The sequence below is a fragment of the Streptoverticillium olivoreticuli subsp. olivoreticuli genome (assembly GCF_003391135.1).
Lineage (GTDB): Bacteria > Actinomycetota > Actinomycetes > Streptomycetales > Streptomycetaceae > Streptomyces > Streptomyces blastmyceticus.
In genome coordinates this window covers 1,842,409-1,864,502 of sequence record NZ_CP031455.1, presented here as the reverse complement: position 1 = coordinate 1,864,502, position 22,094 = coordinate 1,842,409, and the positions used below count along the sequence as shown (strand labels likewise).

Sequence of the window (22,094 nt, the reverse complement as noted above, 5' to 3'; positions counted from 1 at the left end):
CTCACACCTGCCGGGCGGTGGTCAGGGTCCGCCGGCGCCGGCCCAGGTGCCCGGAGACCGCTTCCTCGGCCTCGCCGAGCCGGGGCGTCACCATCAGGTCGAAGGTGTCGGAGCGCAGTTGGGCGGCCGTCGCGTCCGGCCGCGCCGCCGTCTCCTTCATGTCCGGCTCGTGTGCCAGGGCCACCAGGCCGTTGATGGCCGATCCCGCCTCGCTCCTGACCTGACCGGCGCCCTCCGCCATCATGTCCGCGGGCGTGCTGATCGTCCCCCGTGTCATCGTCCCTCCCGTTCGGCCGTGCCGGGCGGTGTCACCGCCCGTCGTCCTGGCGTGGGTGAATCATCGTCAGCCGGCCGCCGCCGTCCCCTCCAGCGCGGCCAGCCGCCGCCGCAGCCCGCCGAGTGCTCCGGCGGCCTCCGCGTCGGTGCCGCGAGCGGATCGCGGACCGTCCTCCCGCGGGCGCGCCGCCTCCAGATCCCCGCCGATCCGGTCCAGCGTCCGCTCCGTCGACCGCCGTAGCACCTCGGTCTCCCGGCGCACGGCGGCCGGGACGCCGACCACGAGGGCGCCGACGCGCTCCCGTACGGCGGACCTGCCGTACGCGGCGGCGCGGCCGATCTGCAGCTCGGTCTGGCGGTGGTGGAGCACCCCACCGGCCGCGGCGCCCATCCCGGCGCCGAGCAGGGTGCCCAGCCCGCTGGTCAGCACGGCCCCGGCCGCGGCCCCGAGCGCACCGCCCACCACCATCTCGGTCGGCACTCCGGACGGCTTCCCGCCCGTCGGCCTGCCGCCCGGGGCGGCGGCCGGGCCGCGCGCGGCGCCGTCGAGCGACACCGACGGCGGGGCGCCGACCGTGACCCCGTCCACGCCCCGCGCGGCGACGGTCTGTTCCAGCTCCTGGAACACCTCCGTGGCCACGAGGTTGATCCGGGCGGCCCGGGCCCGCAGCCCGGACACGGTGGCGGCGGCCCAGCCGCCGGTGCCCCGGTCGACGTAGCCGGCGACCAGACCTCGCGCCCGGCCCGGCTCGGACACCTCCTGGCGGTGCCGCTCCAGGAACCCGCCCAGCCCCCGCAACAGGTCCTGCTCCACCACCCGCAGGGTGGCCACGATCTCCCGCTCCGCCGCCGCCGTCTCGGCGTCCACGGCACGGAGCACCTTCCGGCGCCCGCTCTCCAGCACCGCACGCGCCTCGGCGACGCCGTCGGCGGTGGGCCCGGCGAGCAACCCCGCGGCGAGGCCGAGCAGATGGACGGCGCGGTCGTGGAGCAGCTCGGGCGGCGCGGTCACGGCCGACCGCAACCGCTCCTCCAGCACAGCCGCGTCGCGGGCGAGCACCCCGTGCAGCGGCTCGGTGGTGTCCGCCGGATCCTCGGCGCTCCACAGCAGACAGCCGAGCTCCGCCAGGCCCCGGCCGGTCCACTGCTCGTCGGCGTCTGCGTACAGGACACGCCAGATCCGCCGGGCCACCAGGGCGAGGTCGTCGTCCCCGGACAGCGCGTCGGCTCCCGTGAGGACGACGAGGACGGTGCCCGGCGGACGGGCCGCCAGGGCACTGCCCGCCGCGGCCGCCGCGGGGCTGAGTAGCTCGGCGCAGCCCAGGGCGAGGACGACGCGGTTGGCGCGCAGCGCCTCGTAAGGGTCCGTGTGCAGTGGCTCCAACGGGGCTGTACGCAGCTCCAGTTCCGGCAGGCGCGTGCGCAGGTGCGCGGCGAGGGCGGAGCCGTCGGCCTTGGGCGAGGCGCACAGCAGGACGCTCCGGTCGTCCCGCTCCGGCAGCGCGGCGGCCGCCTCGGCGACGGCGGCCCAGCCGTGGCGCGCGGCGGCGCGGGCGGTGTCCTCGATGAGCGCTTCCAGGTCGGTGACGAGCGCGTCGCCCGTACGGTCCGCCGGACCGGGGGTGTCGGGATCGGCCATCACTGCTCCATCCAGGAGTAGAAGTCGGGTGTCGGGGCCCGGCCCCGGGCGTGGCACTCCCTGTCCGGGGCCGAAGGCGCGGACGGCCGGGGCGCGCCGGACCCGGCTCGCGGCATGGCCGCGCGCTTCATGTGCCGGGTGGGGTCGTACGCTCCCGTGCGGTCCGGCCCGTGCGGGCGTCGGGTCAGGGAGTGGCGGGGTCGTCGCCGCTCTGCCCGGTGGGCGGGTTGCCGTCCTGGGCGCCCGTGGTGGGGACGCGGCGCAGCAGTCTGGTGATCTGCCGTGAGAGCGTGCCCATGGCCTGGGTGGCCGGCACCTTCTTCAGGGCGAAGATGGAGGCGACGGAAGTGACGGGCATTCCGCACAGCAGCACGCAGTAACCCGCGTCGCCTCTCTGCACCATCTGATATCCGACCCAGAGATAGGCGAGGACGAGCGTGCCGGAAAGGCATTGCCCGAGAGCCGTCGTGGCATTTCCCAGGATGACGTCGAGCCGTTGATTACGGGCCTCCATGTTGATGGACCGCATGGCGCGCCGTAAATTTCTTGATTTCACGTTCTCGAGATTCTTCACCAACTCCATCAACTGGTCGAAATCGACCGTCGATCCATTGGTGCCCCCGTTGTCGGTCATTAACGCGCCTCGCTCACATCCGCGTCCACGTCCGAGGCCAGCCGCCGAAGTGTACGGGCGATCAGATGGTCCTGGTTGGCCGGGTTCGTCATCTTGCCCACCAGGACGGAGAATGTTTGATGCCGGCCCAATTCCGTGTGCTGTTCGGCCGACTGCTCGGCGTCGGTGTACTCGCGGACGATGCCCGCGAGGATGGCATTCGCCAGCTCCGGATCGTCCTGGCTGCGCCGCAGCAGCTGCTTCGCCTCCAGGTTGAGCACCTGCTCCTCGGCCATGCCCCGCAACGTGGCGCAGAGCGTCGACCGCGAGGCCCGGAGCTGGTGCGCCTGCTGCTTGGCCAGCGCCCGGCGCAGCGCGGTGAAGAAGGCCAGGATGGCCAGGGTGGCGCCGGCCGAGACCGTCCAGACGCCTATCAGCGGCCACTCCGCATGGCTCGCGAAGGCGAGCGTGCAGAAGCCGAGCGTCGACACCGCCGAAAGAAAGCTCCCCGTCACCGCCGCGGTGCGCAGCCTGGTCAATTCCGGGTGTCTGCCGAACTCCTCCTGACGCCCCGCCCGCACCGTCCCCGTGATCTGTCGGGCCTCTTCTTTCCGCAGCGCGGATATGAGTGCCCCTGTGCCTTCGTCGAAGGGTCGCGGCCGCGTCACGCGAGGGGCTGAGCGTGCGGGAAAGGATTGGCCTTCCGGATCAATCAGGCTGCGCACGCCCACAGCGAATTCTTTTCTCCGCACGGCGCCCCCCTGAGGTATCTCGAGCGTACCCAACGTAGCAGATCGTCAACCGTTGGTGAAGCTGTGTCGAAAGATTTGGGAGGCCCGGAAAGGCGCGCTCGGGCGACCGTCGCGAGATGTCCCGGATTACTCGGTGGTAGAACGATCAAGTAGCTGTGAAAGAACGATTCTGTAGCGGAAATTCCGGCATCGTCGGACTCCTGTGCTACCGGCGGAACGCGAGAGCCGATTCACCGGGACAGGCCGAACAGCTGGGTCCAGTAGGTACCCGCCCGGCCGCCGCCGACAAACCCGATGCCGATGTGGGTGAAGCCCGGATCGAGGATATTGGCGCGATGCCCGGGGCTGTCCATCCAGCCCTGGACGACCTCGGCGGGGGACCGCTGCCCGCACGCGATGTTCTCGCCGATGCCCCGGTGTCGGCATCCCGCCGCCGCGGCCCGGTCCCACGGCTGCCGTCCCTCGGGCGAGGTGTGCGCGTAGAAATCGCGCGCGACCATGTCCGCGGAGTGGGCCTGCGCGGCCACGCCCAGGAGCCGGTCGTCGGCCAGCGGCGGCAGATCCGCCGAAGCGCGCTCGGCGTTGGTGAGCGCGACGACCTCGGCCGCGGTGCGCGTCAGACCTGCCGCGCTGAACGGGCTTGCCCACAAGGCCGTCCAATAGGTGGTGCCGGAGCGGGCGTCCACGGACTGCGCGATGCCCACGGCGGTCAGCGCGGGGTCCAGGAACGGGTGCCGTGCCTGTGCCCCGCCCAGGCAGTAGTCCACGAACTCCGCCGGGGTGCGGGGCCCGGAGACCAGCTGCTCGGCTATCCGCAGATAGGCGTAGCCGTTGCCGGTGACGCGCTGGAAGACGGAGAGCCCGTCGGCGCCCTCGGCGGCGAGACATCCCTGGGCCGCCATCGCCGCCGCGTGGCTCCGTGCGGCGGCCGTGAGCCGTGGGTCCACCGCCACCGGCGGGGCGCCGCTGCGCGAGCGCCCCGAATTCACCGTCTCCGCAAGGGGATCGGGGACATCCGCCCCGGCGGCGGGCTCCTCGTCCAGCACGTCGACACCGAAGTCACGGGTGATCCCGGCCAGCCCGTCCGCGTACCCCTGACCGAGCGCGCGCAGCTTCCACCCACCGCCGCGCCGGTAGATCTCCGCGAGCAGCAGCACGGTCTCGTGGGTGGGGCGCGGCGGCGTGAACCGGGCGAGCACGCCCTGCCCGTCGCCCGTCACCGACAGGGCGGGCGCGGGCAGCCGGCCGAGCGGCGTGCCCGGGTCGGCGGGGCTGACCACGAGCGTGACCCGGCTCGCCCCGGCCCGCAGCCGCGCCGGGTCCACGGTGAGGACGCCGTCGTGCAGCCGGGTGCCTGGGGCGGCCGGCTGGTTGTAGAAGACGAAGTCGCCGTCGCCGGTGACCTTGCCGGTGTCGTCGGTGATGAGGGCGGAGAGGTCGAAGGGCCCGGAAACGCGGAGGGACACCGGGCCGTGGGGGAGAGGGGTATTGCCGCCGGGTACCAATGGGGTCATCGCCGCACCTGTGTCCTCGTCGTCCGTGGGGGCATCGCCCGAAGAACGGCTTGCGGTGCGGCGCGGGTTCCCGCTCGCCCTTCCCGGCCGCATCCGGGCCTCCTACCCGGGCCCTGCGGATGCGCGTCTAGGGTGGGGGCATGACCGATGATCCAACCGTGAATGACGTGCAGTCCTGGCGCCGGGAGCGGCGTCACGTCTTCGGTGAGGACGCCGAGATCTACGACGCGTCCCGCCCCGGCTATCCCGAGGCCCTCGTCGCCGATGTCGTCGAGTTCGCGGCCCTGGACGGCGCCCCGGTCGTGGAGGTCGGCGCGGGGACGGGGAAGGCCACGCTCGCCTTCGCCGCGCGGGGCCTGTCGCTCACCTGCGTCGAGCCCGATCCCCGGATGGCCGACGTGCTGGCCCGCAACTGCGCGGGTTCGGCCGATGTCACCGTCGAGGTGGGCGACTTCGAGACCTGGCGCCCGGCCGTCCCCTACGGGCTCCTCTACTCCGCACAGGCGTGGCACTGGCTCGACCCCGAGGTGCGGTGGGCGCGGGCACGTGCCGCTCTGCGCCCGGGTGGGGCCCTCGCGCTGTTCTGGAACGACTGGATCGTCGCCGGGGACGGAGTCGAGGAGGAGCTGGCCGCGGCGCACGAGCCGCACCTCGCGGGCGTGGCGTCGGGCGCCTTCAACGAACTGCGTCCCAGGTCGACCGTCGAGGGCACCGAGTCGTGGGTCCACGAGGAGCTGGCGGCCGACGGCGGCTTCACGGATGTGACGTACCGGCGGTACGAATCCGTGCACGAGCGCTCCGCGCAAGGGCTCGTCGACCTGCTCGCCTCGCACTCCGCGTACCGCGTGATGCCGGAGGAGGCGCGGCAGGCGCTGTTCGCCGACGTGCGACGGGTGGTCCAGGCGCGTGGAGGGACCGCGCGCCTGGAGACGACGACGGGACTCTTCCTGGCGAGGACGGTGTGCTGAAGGCCGTCCTTCCCGCGCGGCGCGCCCCGCCCTCAATCCCCCTGGGGCATCCGGCGCGGCGCGCCCGCTATCGCCGCTTCCACCGCCGCCAGGCGGTCCGCCAGGACACCCAGCGCGGCGACCGCCCGCGTGACCGGGTCGCCCTCGGGCCCGCCCAGCCGCAGCCCCCGTACGTAGGCCGCCTTGACCTCCTCCCACCGCTCCGCCTGACTCGCCGTCAATGTGCCGCGCAGTTCGGCGAGTTTGAGGAGATTGGCCTCGGCGCCGTCCGTCAGCGTCTGGGCCTCGCCCTTGTAGTGGTCGTCGACGACCGCGGCGAGCTCGGCCTCGTTCATGACGGGGTCGATGCGAGAGATGATCTTGTTCATGTCGCGGTACGAGCCCTGGAGCCGGAACGGCGGCTCGGTGCGCGTCGCCTCCGACCGGGCCGCGGAGGCGATGTAGGCCGCGTTGACGGCGAGCACGGTGCGCCGCACGGTCAGCGCGTGGCGCAGGACGGCGAGCACGCGGTCCAGTTCGGCCGGCGCGTACGGGTGGGCGAGCCGGTCGGCCCGTACCGTCGCGTCGCCCGCGGCGAGGCGGAGCAGCAGCTCCAGGTCGGCCTGTCCGCGTGCGGCGAGCGGGGCGAGGGCCGGGTGGGAGGTCAGGGCGTTCTCCACGAAGCTGAGCGCGAAGACCTCCTCCTTGCCGCTCAGGACGTCACCGAGGTTCCACACGTCGGCACGGTTCGCGAGCATGTCGGGCACGCGGAAGACCCCGCCCGACTCGGTGTAGGGATTGCCGGCCATGCAGACCGCGAACCGCTTGCCGCGCAGGTCGTACGTGCGCGACCGGCCGCCCCACACCCCCTCCATCCGCCGCTGCCCGTCGCACAGGGAGATGAACTTCTGGAGCAGCTCGGGCGAGGTGTGCTGGATGTCGTCGAGGTAGAGGAGGACGTTGTTGCCCGCCTCCAGCGCGAAGTTGATCTTTTCGACCTCCTGGCGCGCGGTGGCGTCGGGCGCCTGCGCCGGGTCGAGCGAGGTCACGGAGCGGCCCAGCGCGGGCCCGTCGACCTTCACGAGGACCAGACCCAGGCGGTCGGCCACGTATTCCATCAGGGTCGTCTTGCCGTAACCGGGCGGCGAGACGAGCAGCAGCAGACCGCTGTTGTCGGTGCGCCGCTCGTCGCCCGCCGCGCCCAACTGCCGGGCGAGGTTGTCACCGATCAGCGGGAGGTAGACCTCGTCGATGAGCCGGTTGCGCACGAAGGCACTCATCACCCGCGGCCGGAACTCCTCGATCCGCAGCCGGGAGCGCTCGGCCGCGACGAGCGCGTTGCGCTGCCGCTGGAACGCGCGGAAGCCGGGGACGGTCTCCTCCCGGAACCGGCGGGTGCGGGCCAGGACCTCGTCGAGACGCAGCACGAGCCGGCGGCCGCCGATCCGGGGATGGTCGCCCAGCAGTCCCTCGACGGCCTCCGAGAGCGGCGCCGCCGAGTCGTACCGCGCGATGTCACCGCACAGCTCCACGGCGACCGCCTCCGCGAGGTCGCCCGCGTCGACCGCTTCACCGCGCCCGGCGGCGTACGAGCCGAGCCAGCCCTCGACGAGCTGACGGCGCGCCGCGAGGAGGCCGTCCCGCGCGCCGAGCGCCCGCAGTTCGTCGTCGTACGCCGGGCCGCCCACCGCCCGGCGGAAACCACCGATGAGCTCCCGCGCCGCGGCGCCGGTCACGAAGCCGTCGCGCTCGTGGGCCAGCTCCTCGAAGAGGTACTCGGCCGCGAGCGCGGCATCGGCCGCCAGGGCGCCGCCGTCCTCGAACGAGACCATGGCGGCCGCCAGTTCGGCCGTGAGGTCGCCGATCGCGGGCGCGAGCCCGAACGTCCCGCGCGCCCGTGAAAGCGACCGGGCCCGCAGCGTCCACGCCTCGCGCGCCGTGCTGTCGGTGCCGTACGTCCAGAACAGCTGGGCGGCCGCGCGGGCGGCGGGCGGATAGCGCAGGAGGCCCGCGCCCGAGTGCAGCCGCAGCAGGGCGGCGAGGATCGCGGTCGCGTCGTGGTCGTGCACGCCGCGCTCGTAGCCCTCGTCGTACGCCGCGTCGGCCGCCGCCCTGACGAGAGCGGCCAGGCCGTCCGGACCGGCGTCCCGCAGGACGGCGGGGCCCCGCGCCGCGAGCAGGCTCGCGGCCAGGTGCTCGGCGCGGTAGACCGCACGGCTCTCCGAGGGCAGCAGCTGCTCCCAGTAGGGGCGGGTGGCCGCGAAGCCGGGGTCGGCGACGGGGGAGCGGTAGTCGGTGCCGGTCAGGGCGAAGGCGAGGCCGTCCCCGTGCGGGACGAGGGTGAGGTCGACGGGCTGCGCGTTGACGGTGAAGCGGTGGCGGCCGAGCCGGACGGCCGCACCGCCGTCGGCGTACAGCTCGGCGCGGTCGCGCACCGCGCGCCCTGCCTCCTGACGCGCAGCCTCGATCCGCCCGTCGAGCTCGTCGGCCCGCACGCGGTCCCCGAGCCCGCGCAGCTCGCCCGCCGTGCGGCGGACCTTGGCGACCATGGGATCGGAGGCGAAGTAGGTGTTGACCGCGTCGGCGTCGGGGAGGGCGGTGGCCCGGCGCCGGACGGTGCCGAGGATCCGGGCCGCGGAACCGGCCAGCCGCTCGGCGCGCCGGGCGAGGCCGTCCTCCAGGATCTGCTTCCGGGAGGCGAAAGCCTCGTGGACCTCGACGCGCTTGGCGGACAGCTCCTCCAGGAAGCCGTCCGACTCGGCGTGGCGCGATTCGAGGTTCTCCAGCTGGAGCAGGACGCGCGCGAGCTGCTCCTCGCACGCCCGCGGGGTGTCGGCGGCGGCGAGCGCCCCGGTGACGGCCTGCCCCAGCAGCGCGAACTCGGCGGCGAACCCGGCCCGGCCCTCCCTCTCCCGCAGTTCGCGGCGGCGCGCGGAGAGCGTGGCGCGGGCGCGGTTGACCCCGCCGAGCGCCTCGGCGATCCGCTCCAGGATCGAGGTGCGCACGGTCGCGTCACCGATGTCCAGGCCCGCGACCACCTCGGTGAGCACCCGCAGGCCCTCGGCCCGCTCGTCGAGCCGCTCGGCGACCGGCGCGGCGGCCGCGGTCGACTCGACGGCCGCGGCGTCGGCCGTCAGCCGCTCGACGTCGGAGTGGTAGCCGGTGAAGGCGTCGTCCTGCTGGAGGAAGGCGATGGCCCGCTGCGCGGCGGCGGCGATGTCGCCCTCGACATCGGAGGCCAGGGAGTCGACGCGCTCGACATCGGCGTACCGCAGCTCCCGCAGGGTGGCCAGCCTGCCCTGCGCCCGCCGCAGTTCGGTGAGCTGCCCGACCCACGCGTCGGCGGTGCGGGGCGCCTCGCCGCGGACGCGGCGCACGAGCGAGGCGATGTGGACCGCCGCCTTGCCCAGTGCCTCGGCGGCCTGCCGGGTGAGCGCCCGCACGGTCTCGAACTCCCGCAGCACCTGCCCGGCCGTGGCCCGTATCGCCGTGAGCGGGGCGAGCAGGTCGCCCAGTTCGGGGTCCGCGAGCCAGGGGAAGCGGTCCGCGGTCCGCACGCACGCGGCGTCGATCTCCTCGAAGACGGCACCCGTCGGAGAGGTCCCGGCCGCCATCCGGGCCACGGTCAGGCACGCGGAGACCCCGCGCACCAGATCCGCGTTGCCGACCCGCCCCAGGGGCCCGCTGCCGGTGGGCTGCGAGGCGGCGTGGGTGTCGGAGGCGTACGGGCTCCGCCAGATCTGCACCGCGTGCACGCGCGCCGCCTCGCCGGTGCCCGGGCGGAGCGTGACGAGCGTGCCGTCGTCGAAGAGCGCATGGCCCTGGCAGAGCACCGGGGCGGCGACCTCCTTGCGGATGAGGTTGTAGGAGAGCAGCAGCGTCCGGCCGTCGGCGGGGGAGCGGAAGACGTAGAGGATGTCCTCGCCGTTCGGGGACCGCACGGACCGCTCGAAGGAGAGCTCCTCCCCCTCGGCGCCGGTGTCGAAGGTCCTGGTGTCGCCGGTCGCCAGGCAGTAGCCGCCCGGGAAGACGATCCCCTGGTCGTCGGGGAGCGGCAGACAGGCCCGCCCGATGCCGTCGAGGCGCGCCACGGTCCCGGTGACGGTGTGGAAGACGAGGTGGCGCCAGGCGTCCTCCTTGTACGGGCGGACGCGCACCAGGAGCAGCGGGCCGGTGCGGGCGTGCTCGACGGCGGCGTCGGCGAGCGATTGGAGCGGCTCGTCGACCGGCTCGCTGTGGATGCCCTCGGACGTCTCGGTGGAGTCCTCGGTCTTGACGGTCAGGGCACCGCCGACCGTCGAGACGAACAGCTCACCGCCGATGGAGATGTGCGGGTGGCGGCCGAGGACGTGGTCGTCACGGGTCGTCGGCGTCCACGCGAGTTCCCCGCCGAGCGGCGGGACGTCGTCACGGTCGCCGCGCGCGTCCAGGTAGTCCGGTGTGCCGTCGGCGTCGAGCCGCCAGCGCAGGACGCGCCGGTCGCCGGGCAGCGGACCGGTCCGGAAGACGGCGAGGAGCCTGCCGTCGAGCGGCCGCAGCCGGGTCAGCTCGGCATCGCGGTAGTAGCGGTGCAGCTCCCCGAACTCCTTGCCGAAGGCGGGGTCGTGGAGCAGTCCGGGCAGCGTGCCGTCGGGGGCGCGGTCGAGCCCGGGGACGGTGTGGAGTGCGAATACGTGGTCCGCGGCGGTGTCCGCGTAGCCGACGAGCAGGTGCCCGCCGACCGCCGCGACGTCGCGCGGGGTGCAGGTGCGGTCGGTACGGAGCAGGCCGGTGCGCAGGAGCTGCATTTCGGTGGTGCCGAACGTCTCCGTGCGGCGGGTGTTGAGCGCCTCGGCCGCCCGGGTGAGCGTGGTCGCCTGCGCGGCTAGGCGATCGCGCAGTACGTCGTAGGTGCCGGTGTCCATCGGGCAGTTTGCTTCCTGTTGTGCGGGCACTCGTCGCGCCGTTGCCGCCTGCGGCGGGAGCGGCCTGCGGCCGCGTCCTCAAACGCCGGACGGGCTGAAATTGCGTACCCCGGAGGTCTGGGGCGGAGCCCCCGGTTTCGGAAGGGGCTGTGCTGGTTACTTGTGGGTGCCGTTGACCTTGGTCGCGCGACCGGCCAGGTCACCCAGCTTCACTTCGCTCAACCCACCGGCCTGCGCGGACTCCAGCAGGCCGGACAGCGCGCCCGCGATCGTCACGTCGCGCAGGCCACCGGCGCCCAGCCCCGCCGCCAGCGCACCCAGGTCCTTCGTGAAGGAGGAGTCCTCGGCGAGCCAGGGCCCGGCCAGCGTCCGCACCGTCTCCGAGCGGTCGACGAAGGCGTCCACGCCCTTGCCCAGCGCGATGGAGTTCACGAGCCGGTCGAAGAAGACGCTCTCCCCGCCGACGATGTCGATCTTCGCGTTCTCCAGCCCGGTGGCCAGCACCGTCGCCTGCGCCTCGGCGACCTGGCGGTGGACGTCGATGCCGGCCAGCCGTACGTCCTTCTCCGCCTCCAGCCGCAGCCGGAACTCCTCGTGGTCGCGGCTCGCCGCGTCCAGCGCCGCCATCGCCGCGGCCTTCTCCGTCAGGCCCTCGGCCTCGCACTTGAGCTTCTGCTTGAGGCCCTCCGCGCTCGCCAGGGCCTTCTCCCGGGCGACCTCCGCCTCCGCGTGGCCGACCTTCGCGATGGCCTCGGCCTCGCGCATGCGCACCTCCGCCTCCGCGAGACCGATCGCGGCCGCGTCGGCGCGCTTGCCCTCCGCCAGCCGGACGGCGGCCTCCGCGTCCAGCTCGGCGGCCTTGCGCCTGGCCTCGGCCGCCGTCAGCGTCTCCGCGGCCCGGTGGGTCGCGGCCGCCTCCGCGGCCTCGGCCGCCTTGATGTCCTTCACCAGCCGCTCCTGCGCCTCGGCCTCGGCGCGGATGACCAGCGCCTGCCGGTCCCGCTCGGCCTCCTCGACCTTGCGGAGCTTCTTGATCTCCTCCTCCTGGGCGGCCACCGTCCGCTCGACCGCGATGCGCTCCCGCACGACGTCGGCGATCTCGCGCTTCTCCGCCTCGACCTCCTTGTCGGCGGCGATGCGCCGCAGCTGCGTCTCCCGCTCCCGGGCGATGACCTCCAGCAGCCGGTCCTTCTCTATGCGCTCGTTCTCCACGGCGATGACCCGCTCGCGGTTCTTCTGCGCGACGGCGACCTCGCGCTCGCGGTTCTCGTTCTGGACGCCGAGCTGCTCCTCGGTCCGGATCTGCGCGGTGTGGGCGCGCAGCCGCTCCTCGGCCTGGACGCGCGCCGTCTCGGCCTCCTCCCGGGCCCGGGAGGTCTCGATCTCCCGCGTCTGCTTGATCTCGGCGTCGGCCTGCCGCCGCTCCAGCTCCAGGACCGCCTCGCGGGCCTCGACGTTCTGCCGGGTGATCTCCTTCTCCTCGGTGCGCCGGAACTCGTTGGTGCGCACGTGCTCGATCGCCGTCAGCTCCGTGATCTTGCGGATGCCCTGGGCGTCGAGGATGTTGGCGGAGTCGAGCTGGGTCATCGGGGTCTGCTCGAGGAAGTCGATGGCCGCGTCCTCGAGGTGGTAGCCGTTGAGGTCGGTGCCGATGACGGCGATGATCCGGTCCCGGAACTCCTCGCGCTTGGTGTAGAGGTCCACGAAGTCCAGTTGCTTGCCCACCGTCTTGAGCGCCTCGGAGAACTTCGCGGCGAAGAAGTCCTGCAGGGTGGCCGCGTCGCTGGCCCGGTGCGTGCCGATGGCCTGGGCGACCTTGACGACGTCCTCGACGGTCTTGTTGACCCGGACGAAGAAGTTGATGTGGATGTCGGCGCGGATGTTGTCCTGGCAGATCAGCCCCTCGCGGCCGGTGCGCCGGATCTCGATGGTCTTCACCGAGATGTCCATGTACTCGGCCTGGTGCAGCACCGGCAGCACGACGGCACCGGTGAAGGTGACGTCGACCCGCTTCGTCTTGGAGATGATCAGCGCCTTGCCCTGCTCGACCTTGCGGAAGAGGCGGCTGACGGTGAACAGCACGCCGAGGGCGATCAGCAGCAGGACGGCGACGAGCACGCCGATCCCGATGGCGGTGGCATCCATGGTGGAACCTCTGTCGGTGAGTTGGTGAAGGGGCGGCCGGGAGCGGCCGCCGGGCCGCTCAGACGGCCGGGAAGCCGGGGTCCAGGGCGGCGTCGAAGGGCGTGACCCGGAAGAACTCGCCCTCGGCGTCGTAGTCGAAGATGAGGGCCGTCGCGCCCGAGGCGAGACCGGGGTCGTCCGTGCGGACCTGGACGATCGCCGTCGAGCCGTCCTCCGCGGCCACCTCGGCCTGCCCGAACCCGCTGTCCACCCGGCCGGTGCGGATGACGCAGACGCGGCCGACGAAGTCGAGGCGGGAGGGCGGGCGTTCCTCGGGGAAGAGCCCGCGCAGCGGCCGTACGAGCTGCCGGGTGACCGCCCACGACCCGCCGAGCGCGCCCGCGAGCACCCCCGCGGCGGGCAGGAGCCGTACGGGACCTGACCAGTCCGCGGTGTGCAGCAGGGACGCGCCCGCCAGCGAGAGGAACCAGGCGACGGCGATCAGCAGCGACACGGCGACGGACACCGGGACCCCGCCGAGCCCGGCCGCGGCCAGCAGGCCGGCGGGCCCGCCCGGAGCGGAACCGTCCGCGTCGTCGTGGGCATGGCCGTGCGCGTGGCCCCCGCCGTGGTGACCGCCGTCGACGCCACCACCGGGCAGCATCAGCAGCCAGTAGGCGATGACGACCAGCAGCGCGAAGCTGAACAGGGCGGTCGGGAAGCCGAGGGCGGCCGCGAGGAAGTCACTCATCCGCCCGCCCCTCCGTTCCATGTGCCCGATCCGGACCGGCAGGAACTCGATGCCAGGCTTCCGCTTCCGGAACCCGGCATCGAGTTCATCCCCCGTGTCCGCGGACCCATGGTGACAGCCGTGAACGTCTGTGCGCATTGCCGGACACCGGCAATCTTTACGCTTCCCTGATGCAGGGTGCTGTCACTTTTCGGCGTCTGGCACCCTTGAGCCGCGCGCTAGGAATTCATCAAGGGCGCATCAAGGATCGGGAGAGCGCGTGACGGACCGGGAGATACCCGCCGACTATCTGAAGGGCTATGCGGACCTGCTGACCGAGGCATCGGCCACCGGCAGGCGCCTGCGCCGCGAAGAACTGGAGTCGCGCCGCCTGCTCGGGGAGCGCGCCGCCGAGAACGGGCAGGGGCTGCGCACACTCGTCGTCGGCCACCTCTCCGCGACCCGCGCCCTGTGGACCCGGCTGCCCTCGGCCCCGGGCGCCGACGGCGCCTCCGGGGTCCGCGCCACCGCCGCGACCGTACTCGCCGCCGCCGAGCAGGCCATCGACGCGTTCGCGGAAGGGTACGAGCGGGCCCAGCGGCTGGCCGTCCGCAAGGAGGAGGCCGCCCGCCGGGAGTTCATCGACGACCTCCTCTACGGCCGCAGCGACCTGGGCCGGCTCTCCGAACGCGCCGAGCGCTTCGGACTGCGGCTCGCCCACGCCCACGCGGTGGCCGTCGCAGCGGGACCCGAACCGTACGACGACGCCCACCCGGTCATGCGCCGCGTGGAGAGCGTGCTCAACGTCCGCTTCGGCGAACGGCAGATCCTGCTGACCACCAAGGACGGCCGGCTCATCTGCGTCGCGCCGGGCGACCAGGACGACGTCCTGCGCTTCTTCACCAAGCAGGCGTACGCGGCGACGGACGGCGGCCGGGTGGCGATAGGCCGCCCGCACCCCGGCGCCGGAGGCGTCGTCCACTCCTACGAGGAAGCCCTCGGCGCCCTGGACCTCGCCGAGCGCATGGCGCTGGACAGCCCCGTGCTGCACGCCGCCGACCTGCTGGTCTTCCCCGTCCTGACCCGGGACCGGCAGGCGATGGCCGACCTCGTACGGTCGACGCTCGGCCCGCTCCGCGAGGCCCGCGGCGGGGCGGTGCCCCTGCTCGAGACATTGACCGCGTATTTCGACTCGGGGTGTGTGGCCGCCGAGGCGGCACGCCGACTCTCCCTGAGCGTACGGGCCCTGACGTACCGTCTGGAACGCATCCAGCGGCTGACGGGGTCGGACCCTGCGGACCCGATGCACCGCTATACGCTGCAGACGGCGGTGATCGGGGCCCGGCTCCTGGACTGGCCGTCGAAGGAGCTGTGATCTTCCCCGGTCCCGCCCCTTCCCGATGCGCCGAAGTCGTATCGGCCATCCGGCGCTGTGGGAAGGGGCGGGGCCGGGGACAAAGCCCGCCGCAGGCGCTCAGCCCTCCAAGCCGTACCGCCGCGCAGCGTCCCGTACGGTCTCCGGCTTGACCTCGCCCCGGCGCGCCAGTGCGGCCAGCGCCGCCACCGTCACCGACTGCGGGTCCACGCCGAAGTGGCGCCGCGCCGCCTCGCGCGTGTCGGAGAGGCCGAAGCCGTCCGTGCCGATGGACGTCCAGTCCTGCTCGACCCAGGGGGCGATCTGGTCGGGGACCGCCCGCATCCAGTCGCTGACGGCGAGGACCGGACCCGGCGCACCGTGCAGTGCCTGGGTCACGTACGGGACCCGGTCCTCGCCCTTGAGCTGCGCCGCGTCACAGGACAGGGCGTCGCGGCGCAGCTCGGTCCAGGAGGGCGCGGACCACACGTCGGCGGCCACGCCCCAGTCGTCGGCCAGCAGCCGCTGGGCGTCCAGGGCCCAGTGGACTGCCGTGCCGGAGGAGAGCAGTTGGAGGCGCGGGGCCTCGGCCGGGGCGTCCGCGGCTTCCTTGAAGCGGTAGAGACCCTTGAGGATGCCCTCCTCGACGCCCTCGGGCATGGGCGGCTGGATCTTGGTCTCGTTGTAGACGGTGAGGTAGTAGAAGACGTCCTCGGCGTCGGGGCCGTACATCCGCCGCAGGCCGTCCCGGACGATGACCGCGATCTCGTACGCGAACGCCGGGTCGTAGGAGACCGCCGCCGGGTTGGTGGAGGCGATCAGGTGCGAGTGGCCGTCGGCGTGCTGGAGGCCCTCGCCCGTCATGGTGGTGCGGCCCGCCGTGGCGCCGATGACGAAGCCACGCCCCAACTGGTCGGCCAGTGCCCAGAACTGATCGGCCGTCCGCTGCCAGCCGAACATCGAGTAGAAGATGTAGAACGGGATCATCGGCTCGCCGTGCGTGGCGTACGACGTGGCGGCCGCCGTGAAGTCGGCCAGCGAACCCGCCTCGGTGATGCCCTCGTTGAGGATCTGGCCGTCCTTGGCCTCCTTGTAGTAAAGGAGCTGGTCGCGGTCCACGGGGTCGTAGGTCTGGCCGACGGGGGAGTACAGGCCGGCCGAGGGGAAGAGGGACTCCATGCCGAAGGTGCGGGCCTCGTCGGGAACGACGGGCACCCAGCGCCGGCCGGTCTCCTTCTCCCGCATCAGGTCCTTGACCAGCCGGACGAACGCCATGGTCGTGGCGATCTCCTGGCGGCCGGAGCCCTTGTGCAGGGCCTCGAAGGGCTTGGCGGACGGCTCCGGCAGCGGCTTGGCGACGACCTTGCGGGCCGGGGCCGGGCCGCCGAGCGCCGCGCGGCGCTCGCGCAGATACCGCGCCTCGGGGGAGTTCTCGCCGGGGTGGGCGTACGGCACCAGCTCGCCGTCCAGCGCGCTGTCGGGGATCGGGAGGCCGAGCAGATCCCGCATCGCCCGGAACTCCTTCCCCGTGAGCTTCTTCATCTGGTGGTTGGCGTTGCGCGACTCGAAACCGGGGCCGAGCGTATAGCCCTTGACGGTCTGCACGAGGATGACGGTCGGCGCACCCCGGTGCTCGACGGCGGCCCGGTAGGCGGCGTGGACCTTGCGCGGCTCATGGCCGGCGCGGGAGGTCCGGAAGAGCTCCAGGAGCCGGTCGTCGCCGAGGCCCGCGCCGATGGTGTGCAGCGGGGAGCCGGGGCCCTCGGCGCCGAAGAAGTGCTCGCGGAGATAGGCGGGCTCCACGGTGGCGTACGTCTGGAACTGCGCGTCCGGCACCTCGCGCAGCCGGCGCACGAGCGCACCCTCGGTGTCCTGCGCGAAGAGCTCGTCCCAGGCCGTGCCCCACAGGGACTTGACGACGTTCCATCCGGCGGCGCGGAACTGGGCCTCCAGCTCCTGCACGATCTTGAAGTTGGGGCGGACCGGGCCGTCCAGGCGCTGGAGGTTGCAGTTGATGACGAAGGTCAGGTTGTCCAGTCGCTCCCGGCCGGCGAGGGCGAGGGCGGCGGTCGACTCCGGCTCGTCCATCTCGCCGTCGCCGAGGAAGGCCCAGACGCGCGACCGAGAGGTGTCCTTGATCCCGCGGTGCTCCAGATAGCGGTTGAACCGCGCCTGGTAGATCGCGGAGAGCGGGCCCAAGCCCATGGAGACGGTCGGGAACTCCCACAGCCAGGGCAGCCGGCGCGGGTGCGGGTAGGAGGGCAGCCCGTCGCCGCCCGCCTCCTGCCGGAAGCGGTCCAGCTGACCCTCGGTCAGGCGGCCTTCCAGGAAGGCACGCGCGTAGATCCCGGGGGAGGCGTGGCCCTGGATGTAGAGCTGGTCGCCTGAGTTGTCGGCCTCCTTGCCGCGGAAGAAGTGCTGGAAGCCCGTCTCGTAGAGCCAGGCCGCCGAGGCGTAGGTCGCCATGTGGCCGCCCAGGCCCGCGCGCTGGTTGCCACGGGTGACCATGGCGGCCGCGTTCCAGCGGTTCCAGGCGGTGATCCGGGCCTCCAGCTCCTCGTCGCCCGGGTAGTCGGGCTCGGCGGAGGTCGGGATGGTGTTGAGGTACGGGGTCTCCAGGAGCGGAGGGAGGTCCAGCCCGGACCGCTCGGCGTGTTCGGCCATACGGCGCAGCAGGTACGCCGTCCGGTTGGCTCCCCCGAACCGGACGGCGGAGTCCAGGGACTCGCACCACTCGGCGACCTCTGACGGGTCCTTGTCGGGCAGTTGGTCGAGCTGGGACACGGGTGATCCTCTTTCACGATCCCGGGTGGGGGCCGGGGGCGCCGCGTGCTGCCGCGGTGCCCCCGGCTGTGGTGACGCGCGGCCGGGCATGCGGGTGGACCGGCCGCCGGGGCCGGCGGTGCGCCCCGTCAGAACCTCTGATTCCGTGTGGCGGAACCGCGTTTCCGTCCGGCAACGCTAGGAGTGACAAGTTGGTGTAGTCAACATCTACTCACCGGTAATGAACGATGATCGATCATTTTTCCCCGTGGGCCCGCCCGGGCCGTTCTGACCTGTGAGTCAGTCGGCCGCGCGCTCCAGGATGGCCTCGTAAACGCCCCGGTCATTGGCCGTTACCTCGGGAAAGCCCGTTCCGTACGCGCCGTGCCAGCGCGCCGCGACCCCGGGATTGGCGTGATCTGATCCATCGGGGAGGTAGAAGTGCGGGCTGCATATGACGCCGTGTTCCTTCGCGCAGAGGAAGTCGCGCGCGATCAGCGCGCGGGCCCGGCCCCCGGCCAGCCCCTCGGCGATGGGCTGCGGATCAATCCCTTCCGTCTCCTTGGCGACGGCCAGCACGACCGCGTACGCGCCGATGGACCGGCTCTCCGCCCAGAAGGCGCGGCGCAGCGCCAGGTCCAGCCGCTCGGACGCCTCCAGGCCCTGCTCCTTCGCGAGCTGCACCGCCTCCAGCGCCGGCAGCGAGGTGGAGGGGAACTTCCAGTCGGGCGCGCGCCAGAGCTGCCAGCCCGCCTCGGGCTCGATATGGGCCACGCCGCCCACCTCGGAGTCCGTGCCGGGGCGCGGGCTCGGGCCGTTGTTGAACATCTCCAGCGGGAACGCGCGGTGGTTCAGCCTGACGCGGTCCTCCAGTCCCAGCCGTGCGCGGGTGGTGTGCAGCCGGTGCATGGCCACGTGCGCGAACGAGCACCAGATGTCGGAGAAGACGGTGATGACCCCGGGACGGACCTCGTCCCGGGGCGCGGGTGTGGTGGTGGTCATGACGCTCCGATCGGTTCATGGGCGTAGCCCAGGATGTGCAGTTGCAGCAGCCGCCCGGCTTCCGGGTCCTGGCGCCGGAACGCCTCGACGAGGGGCTCGTGGTCCGAGGCGTTGTCGTGCAGCTCGGTGCGCAGCCGGGTGAGGGAGAGCCGGGTCCACAACTCGATGGTCAGCGACTCCCAGTTGGGCAACAGTACGGAATTCCCGGCCGCTTCGACGATCTCCCGGTGAAAGGCCACTCCGTGGCGGACCTGTCCGTCGACGTCCCCGGCCCTCGCCGCGGCGTGCATCCGGGCCGTGTGCTCCTCCAGGACGTCGACGCGGTCCGCCAGTTGTTTGTGTGCGAGCTCCGCGGCCAGCCGCTCCAGGGCGCCGCGGACCGGATAGACCTGGCCGAGCCGCTGGGGCGTCAGCTCGCGCACCCACGTCCCCTTGTTCGGCGACAACTCGACCAACTGCAGCGCCTGGAGATCCCTCAGGGCCTCCCGAACGGGCGTCTGGCTCACCCCCAGTTCCATCGCGACCCGGCGCTCGACGATCCGCTCGCCGGGCAGCCAGCGACCCCGCGAGAGATGGTCGAGCAGGATGCGCCTGACCTGGTCGCTGAGCGGGGCACGGGTCGGCCCGGTCATGGGGCCTGGGCGGTGGAGCGACTCTCCAGTCATGGACGTGGGTCTCCCAACAACCTTGAGCGATGATCGATCATCGGTTAACGTACGTTATACGGGGGTCAATTCGCGGGTGCTTCACGCCACTTCGCCGTCGACCTCCGGCCAGGCCGGATGCGGGTCCGGCGTCATCACGCGGCCCACGCGTTTCCGACCAGCGCGCTCTCGTTCCACGCACGTCGCCGTGCGGAACCTCCGGTTCGTATTCCCACCGCCGTCACGCGGGCCCGTGCGCCATCCGCCCGGACCCCGTCGGCGCGCCTCTTCACCGCGGGAGCCCATCGGCACCCGTGGCGTCTGACTGTCGCTCATCTGCCACAGCACGCGAAGGAGAACCCGTGACCGAGCAGCTTCTCGACCTCACCCAGCACGAGATCGAGGCACTCAAGACCCGTTTCAACCTCGCCGATGCCCACACGCACCAGCAGCAGTCCCCGGGCCAGCAGGAGATCGTGGCAGCCCTGCCCGCTCTCTGGTACGAGGCCGAGGCCACCAAGCAGGCCGATCTCGAGGACCGATTCAAGGAGGTCTTCTTCCGGCTGCACGGTCAGAACAGCGTCCGCGCCGAATCGACCATGCTCTCCTACGCGGCCTCCATATCGACGCTGGTCGCCGGCATGTACCTCAAGAGCCACGACATCACCGTCAGCCTCGTCGAGCCGTGTTTCGACAACCTTCCCGACGTGCTGCACAACGTCGGTGTGCAGCCGGTGCCCGTCCCCGAGGACGCCCTGCACGACGTCGACCGCATCTACGAGCGGCTCGCCGCGTCCGTCACCACCGACGCGCTCTTCCTCGTCGACCCCAACAACCCCACCGGGTTCAGCCTTCTCTCCCACGGCCGCAAGGGCTTCGAGGAGGTCGTCCGCTACTGCGTCGACCACGACAAGCTCTTCATCGTCGACCTCTGCTTCGCCGCCTTCGCCCTCGCCGACCCCCGCTTCGGCCGCTTCGACCTCTACGAGCTGCTCGACGCCTCCGGGGTCCGCTACATCGCGCTGGAGGACACCGGCAAGACCTGGCCGCTCCAGGATGCCAAGTGCGCCCTGCTCACCTGCAGCCGCGACCTCTACGAGGACGTCTACAACATCCACACCAGCGTGCTGCTCGACGTCTCGCCCTTCATCCTCAACTTCCTCTCCCGCTATGTGGAGGACTCCATCGAGGACGGCATGGCGTCGGTCCGCGATGTGATCACCCGCAACCGGGAGGCCGCGCAGAAGGCCCTCGCCGGCAGCCTTCTGGAGCACATCGAACCGGCCGTCAACGTCAGCGTGGCCTGGTTCCGTATCCAGGACGGGAACGTCAAGGCGACCGACCTCCAGCGGCACTTGGCGCAGCACGAGGTCTATGTGCTGCCCGGCACCTTCTTCTTCTGGAACGAGCCCGAGCGCGGCGAGTCCTATGTCCGTCTGGCGCTCGCCCGCGACCCCGGCGAGTTCCTCGCCTCCGTCACCCGCCTCCGAGAGGCGGTGGACGGCTATGGCGTCTGACATCTACCTCGACGCGTCCCTCTTCATGGGGATGCACAGCACCGACCCGGCCGTACGGGCGGCCTGCACGGCCTTCTTCGCGTCCCACCTGGACCGGCCCGTCGTGATGACCTACGAGGAAGTGGGCCGCTGCGACGACTTCGTGTGGCATCTGCCGCGTGACGTGCAGGACGCCTACTACCCCTTCATGGATGTGCTGCACTCCCTGATGCCGATCGCCCGGCGCGCCTACACGGACGCCGATCTGGCCGCCGCCGCGGCCCTCCCCGCGGAGACCTCCGGGCTGCGGGTGCGCGACCGGCTGCTGCTCGGCTCGGTCGTCGCCACCGGCGGCCGGCTGGTCACCGTCAACCCGCGGCTCACCGCCCTGACCGGACTCGGACCCTCCGTGCGGGAGCCCGAACCGGCCACGGAGCGCGGGGTCTTCCCGGACGCGCTCGACAAGCTCTACGAACGGTCCCTGGTCCTGGAGGCCGACCATGGCGGGCTCTGACCGCGCGGCGGCCGTCCGGCGGCTGAAGGGCCTGCGCGGCACGCTCGTGCCCCTGGTCACCCCGGTCGACGAGCACCGCCGGGTGTGCGCGGAGAGCGTCGAGCGCCTGGTGCGGTCACTGCGGGACGACGTCACCGGCTATGTGCCGGCCCTCAGCACGGGCGAGGGCTGGACCCTCACGCCCGAGCAGTGGACCGACATGGTGCGGCTGACCGTCGAGCACGCGGACGGCGCCCCCGTCCTCGCCGGCGCGGCGCTCGGCGACGTGGACGGCATCCTGGCCCGCGCCCGGCTGGCGGCCGGGCTCGGTGCCGACGCGGTCGTCGTGCCCCCGCCGTTCCCCGACGCCGACGGGGGGCGCCGTGGGCTCGTCGACCACTTCGCCGAGGTCCTCGACGGCAGCCCGCTGCCGGTGTTCGTCTACCACGAGCACGTGGTCTCCGGGGCGCCCCTGGACATCGACGCGCTGCGTGAGGTCTGCGACCTGCCCGGCATCGTCGGCGTCAAGGACTCCGGCGGATCGGCGGAGTTCACCCGGGACCTGCTGGGGAACGCCGCCGCGGTGCCCGTCTTCCAGGGCTGGGAGCAGCTGCTCACCCGGGCGCCCGGGGTGGCGGGCTTCGTCGGACCGCTGGCCAACCTCGAACCCTCGGTCTGCGCCGCGGCGCTCGCCCGGCCGGGCGAGGAGACGCAGGCCCGCATCGACGAGCTGTCCGAGCGCCACCGCCTGCTGACGGACGACTGGTACCTGCACGTCAAGGCGGAGCTGGTCCGCCGGGGCGTCATCGGCACCGCGCTGGCCGTCGACTGACCGGACGCGCA

General features: G+C 72.6%; 16 protein-coding genes. 5 read left to right on the top strand and 11 right to left on the bottom strand.

The window, feature by feature from the left end:
* Position 1: 1 nt before the first annotated feature.
* From DXZ73_RS07655 to DXZ73_RS07635, 5 genes are all read right to left on the bottom strand, one after another.
* On the bottom strand, positions 2 to 277 hold the full coding sequence (locus tag DXZ73_RS07655) for a hypothetical protein (protein ID WP_116210259.1): 276 nt from the start codon (positions 275 to 277) through the stop codon (positions 2 to 4).
* Between the two features lie 66 nt (positions 278 to 343).
* Entirely contained in the window at positions 344 to 1,915 is a 1,572-nt protein-coding gene (locus DXZ73_RS07650; RefSeq protein WP_116210258.1) for a hypothetical protein, read from the bottom strand.
* Positions 1,916 to 2,099: 184 nt separating this feature from the next.
* On the bottom strand, positions 2,100 to 2,549 hold the full coding sequence (locus tag DXZ73_RS07645; protein WP_162890101.1) for a hypothetical protein: 450 nt from the start codon (positions 2,547 to 2,549) through the stop codon (positions 2,100 to 2,102).
* Complete coding sequence (locus DXZ73_RS07640) at positions 2,549 to 3,253, bottom strand: hypothetical protein (RefSeq protein WP_162890100.1); 705 nt, start codon at positions 3,251 to 3,253, stop codon at positions 2,549 to 2,551. Before DXZ73_RS07640 ends, DXZ73_RS07645 begins: the two co-directional genes overlap by 1 nt.
* Positions 3,254 to 3,510: 257 nt before the next feature.
* Positions 3,511 to 4,794 carry a CAP domain-containing protein gene (locus DXZ73_RS07635; protein WP_116210255.1) on the bottom strand — a complete coding sequence of 428 codons (1,284 nt, stop codon included), beginning with the start codon at positions 4,792 to 4,794 and terminating at the stop codon, positions 3,511 to 3,513.
* 140 nt (positions 4,795 to 4,934) lie between these two features.
* On the opposite strand from DXZ73_RS07635, the gene DXZ73_RS07630 reads away from it, so the two are divergent.
* The gene (locus tag DXZ73_RS07630) at positions 4,935 to 5,762 is read left to right on the top strand and encodes a class I SAM-dependent methyltransferase (RefSeq protein ID WP_116210254.1); all 828 of its coding nucleotides are present in this window, start codon (positions 4,935 to 4,937) and stop codon (positions 5,760 to 5,762) included.
* Positions 5,763 to 5,794: 32 nt separating this feature from the next.
* On the opposite strand, the gene DXZ73_RS07625 is transcribed toward DXZ73_RS07630, so the two are convergent.
* The 3 genes from DXZ73_RS07625 to DXZ73_RS07615 form a co-directional block, all read right to left on the bottom strand.
* Positions 5,795 to 10,645: a DNA repair ATPase gene (locus DXZ73_RS07625; protein WP_116210253.1), complete on the bottom strand. Its 4,851-nt coding sequence runs from the start codon at positions 10,643 to 10,645 to the stop codon at positions 5,795 to 5,797.
* A gap of 156 nt (positions 10,646 to 10,801) precedes the next feature.
* Complete coding sequence (locus DXZ73_RS07620; protein ID WP_116210252.1) at positions 10,802 to 12,790, bottom strand: flotillin family protein; 1,989 nt, start codon at positions 12,788 to 12,790, stop codon at positions 10,802 to 10,804.
* 58 nt (positions 12,791 to 12,848) lie between these two features.
* Entirely contained in the window at positions 12,849 to 13,520 is a 672-nt protein-coding gene (locus DXZ73_RS07615) for a hypothetical protein (RefSeq protein WP_116210251.1), read from the bottom strand.
* Positions 13,521 to 13,779: 259 nt separating this feature from the next.
* Between DXZ73_RS07615 and DXZ73_RS07610 the strand changes: the two genes are divergently transcribed.
* Positions 13,780 to 14,874, top strand: coding sequence for a PucR family transcriptional regulator (locus DXZ73_RS07610; protein ID WP_116210250.1), 1,095 nt, complete (start codon positions 13,780 to 13,782; stop codon positions 14,872 to 14,874).
* A 99-nt stretch (positions 14,875 to 14,973) separates the two neighbouring features.
* On the opposite strand, the gene aceE is transcribed toward DXZ73_RS07610, so the two are convergent.
* The 3 genes from aceE to DXZ73_RS07595 form a co-directional block, all read right to left on the bottom strand.
* Positions 14,974 to 17,637 (bottom strand): pyruvate dehydrogenase (acetyl-transferring), homodimeric type, encoded by a 2,664-nt coding sequence (aceE, locus tag DXZ73_RS07605; RefSeq protein ID WP_240351260.1) that lies wholly within the window; start codon positions 17,635 to 17,637, stop codon positions 14,974 to 14,976.
* Positions 17,638 to 17,916: 279 nt separating this feature from the next.
* On the bottom strand, positions 17,917 to 18,618 hold the full coding sequence (locus tag DXZ73_RS07600; RefSeq protein ID WP_116210248.1) for a DsbA family oxidoreductase: 702 nt from the start codon (positions 18,616 to 18,618) through the stop codon (positions 17,917 to 17,919).
* Positions 18,615 to 19,250, bottom strand: a complete 636-nt coding sequence (locus tag DXZ73_RS07595; protein WP_116210247.1) for a GntR family transcriptional regulator — start codon at positions 19,248 to 19,250, stop codon at positions 18,615 to 18,617. Before DXZ73_RS07595 ends, DXZ73_RS07600 begins: the two co-directional genes overlap by 4 nt.
* A gap of 374 nt (positions 19,251 to 19,624) precedes the next feature.
* Here DXZ73_RS07595 and DXZ73_RS07590 point away from each other — a divergent pair, with 374 nt between their 5' ends.
* The 3 genes from DXZ73_RS07590 to DXZ73_RS07580 are packed head-to-tail and all read left to right on the top strand — an operon-like array spanning position 19,625 to position 22,083.
* Positions 19,625 to 20,779, top strand: a complete 1,155-nt coding sequence (locus tag DXZ73_RS07590) for a pyridoxal phosphate-dependent aminotransferase (RefSeq protein WP_240351259.1) — start codon at positions 19,625 to 19,627, stop codon at positions 20,777 to 20,779.
* The gene (locus tag DXZ73_RS07585) at positions 20,769 to 21,272 is read left to right on the top strand and encodes a DUF6190 family protein (RefSeq protein WP_116210245.1); all 504 of its coding nucleotides are present in this window, start codon (positions 20,769 to 20,771) and stop codon (positions 21,270 to 21,272) included. Before DXZ73_RS07590 ends, DXZ73_RS07585 begins: the two co-directional genes overlap by 11 nt.
* A complete protein-coding gene (locus DXZ73_RS07580) occupies positions 21,259 to 22,083 on the top strand; it encodes a dihydrodipicolinate synthase family protein (RefSeq protein ID WP_205519128.1) in 825 nt (274 codons plus the stop codon). The genes DXZ73_RS07585 and DXZ73_RS07580 overlap by 14 nt, the downstream gene beginning before the upstream one ends.
* Positions 22,084 to 22,094 lie beyond the last annotated feature (11 nt).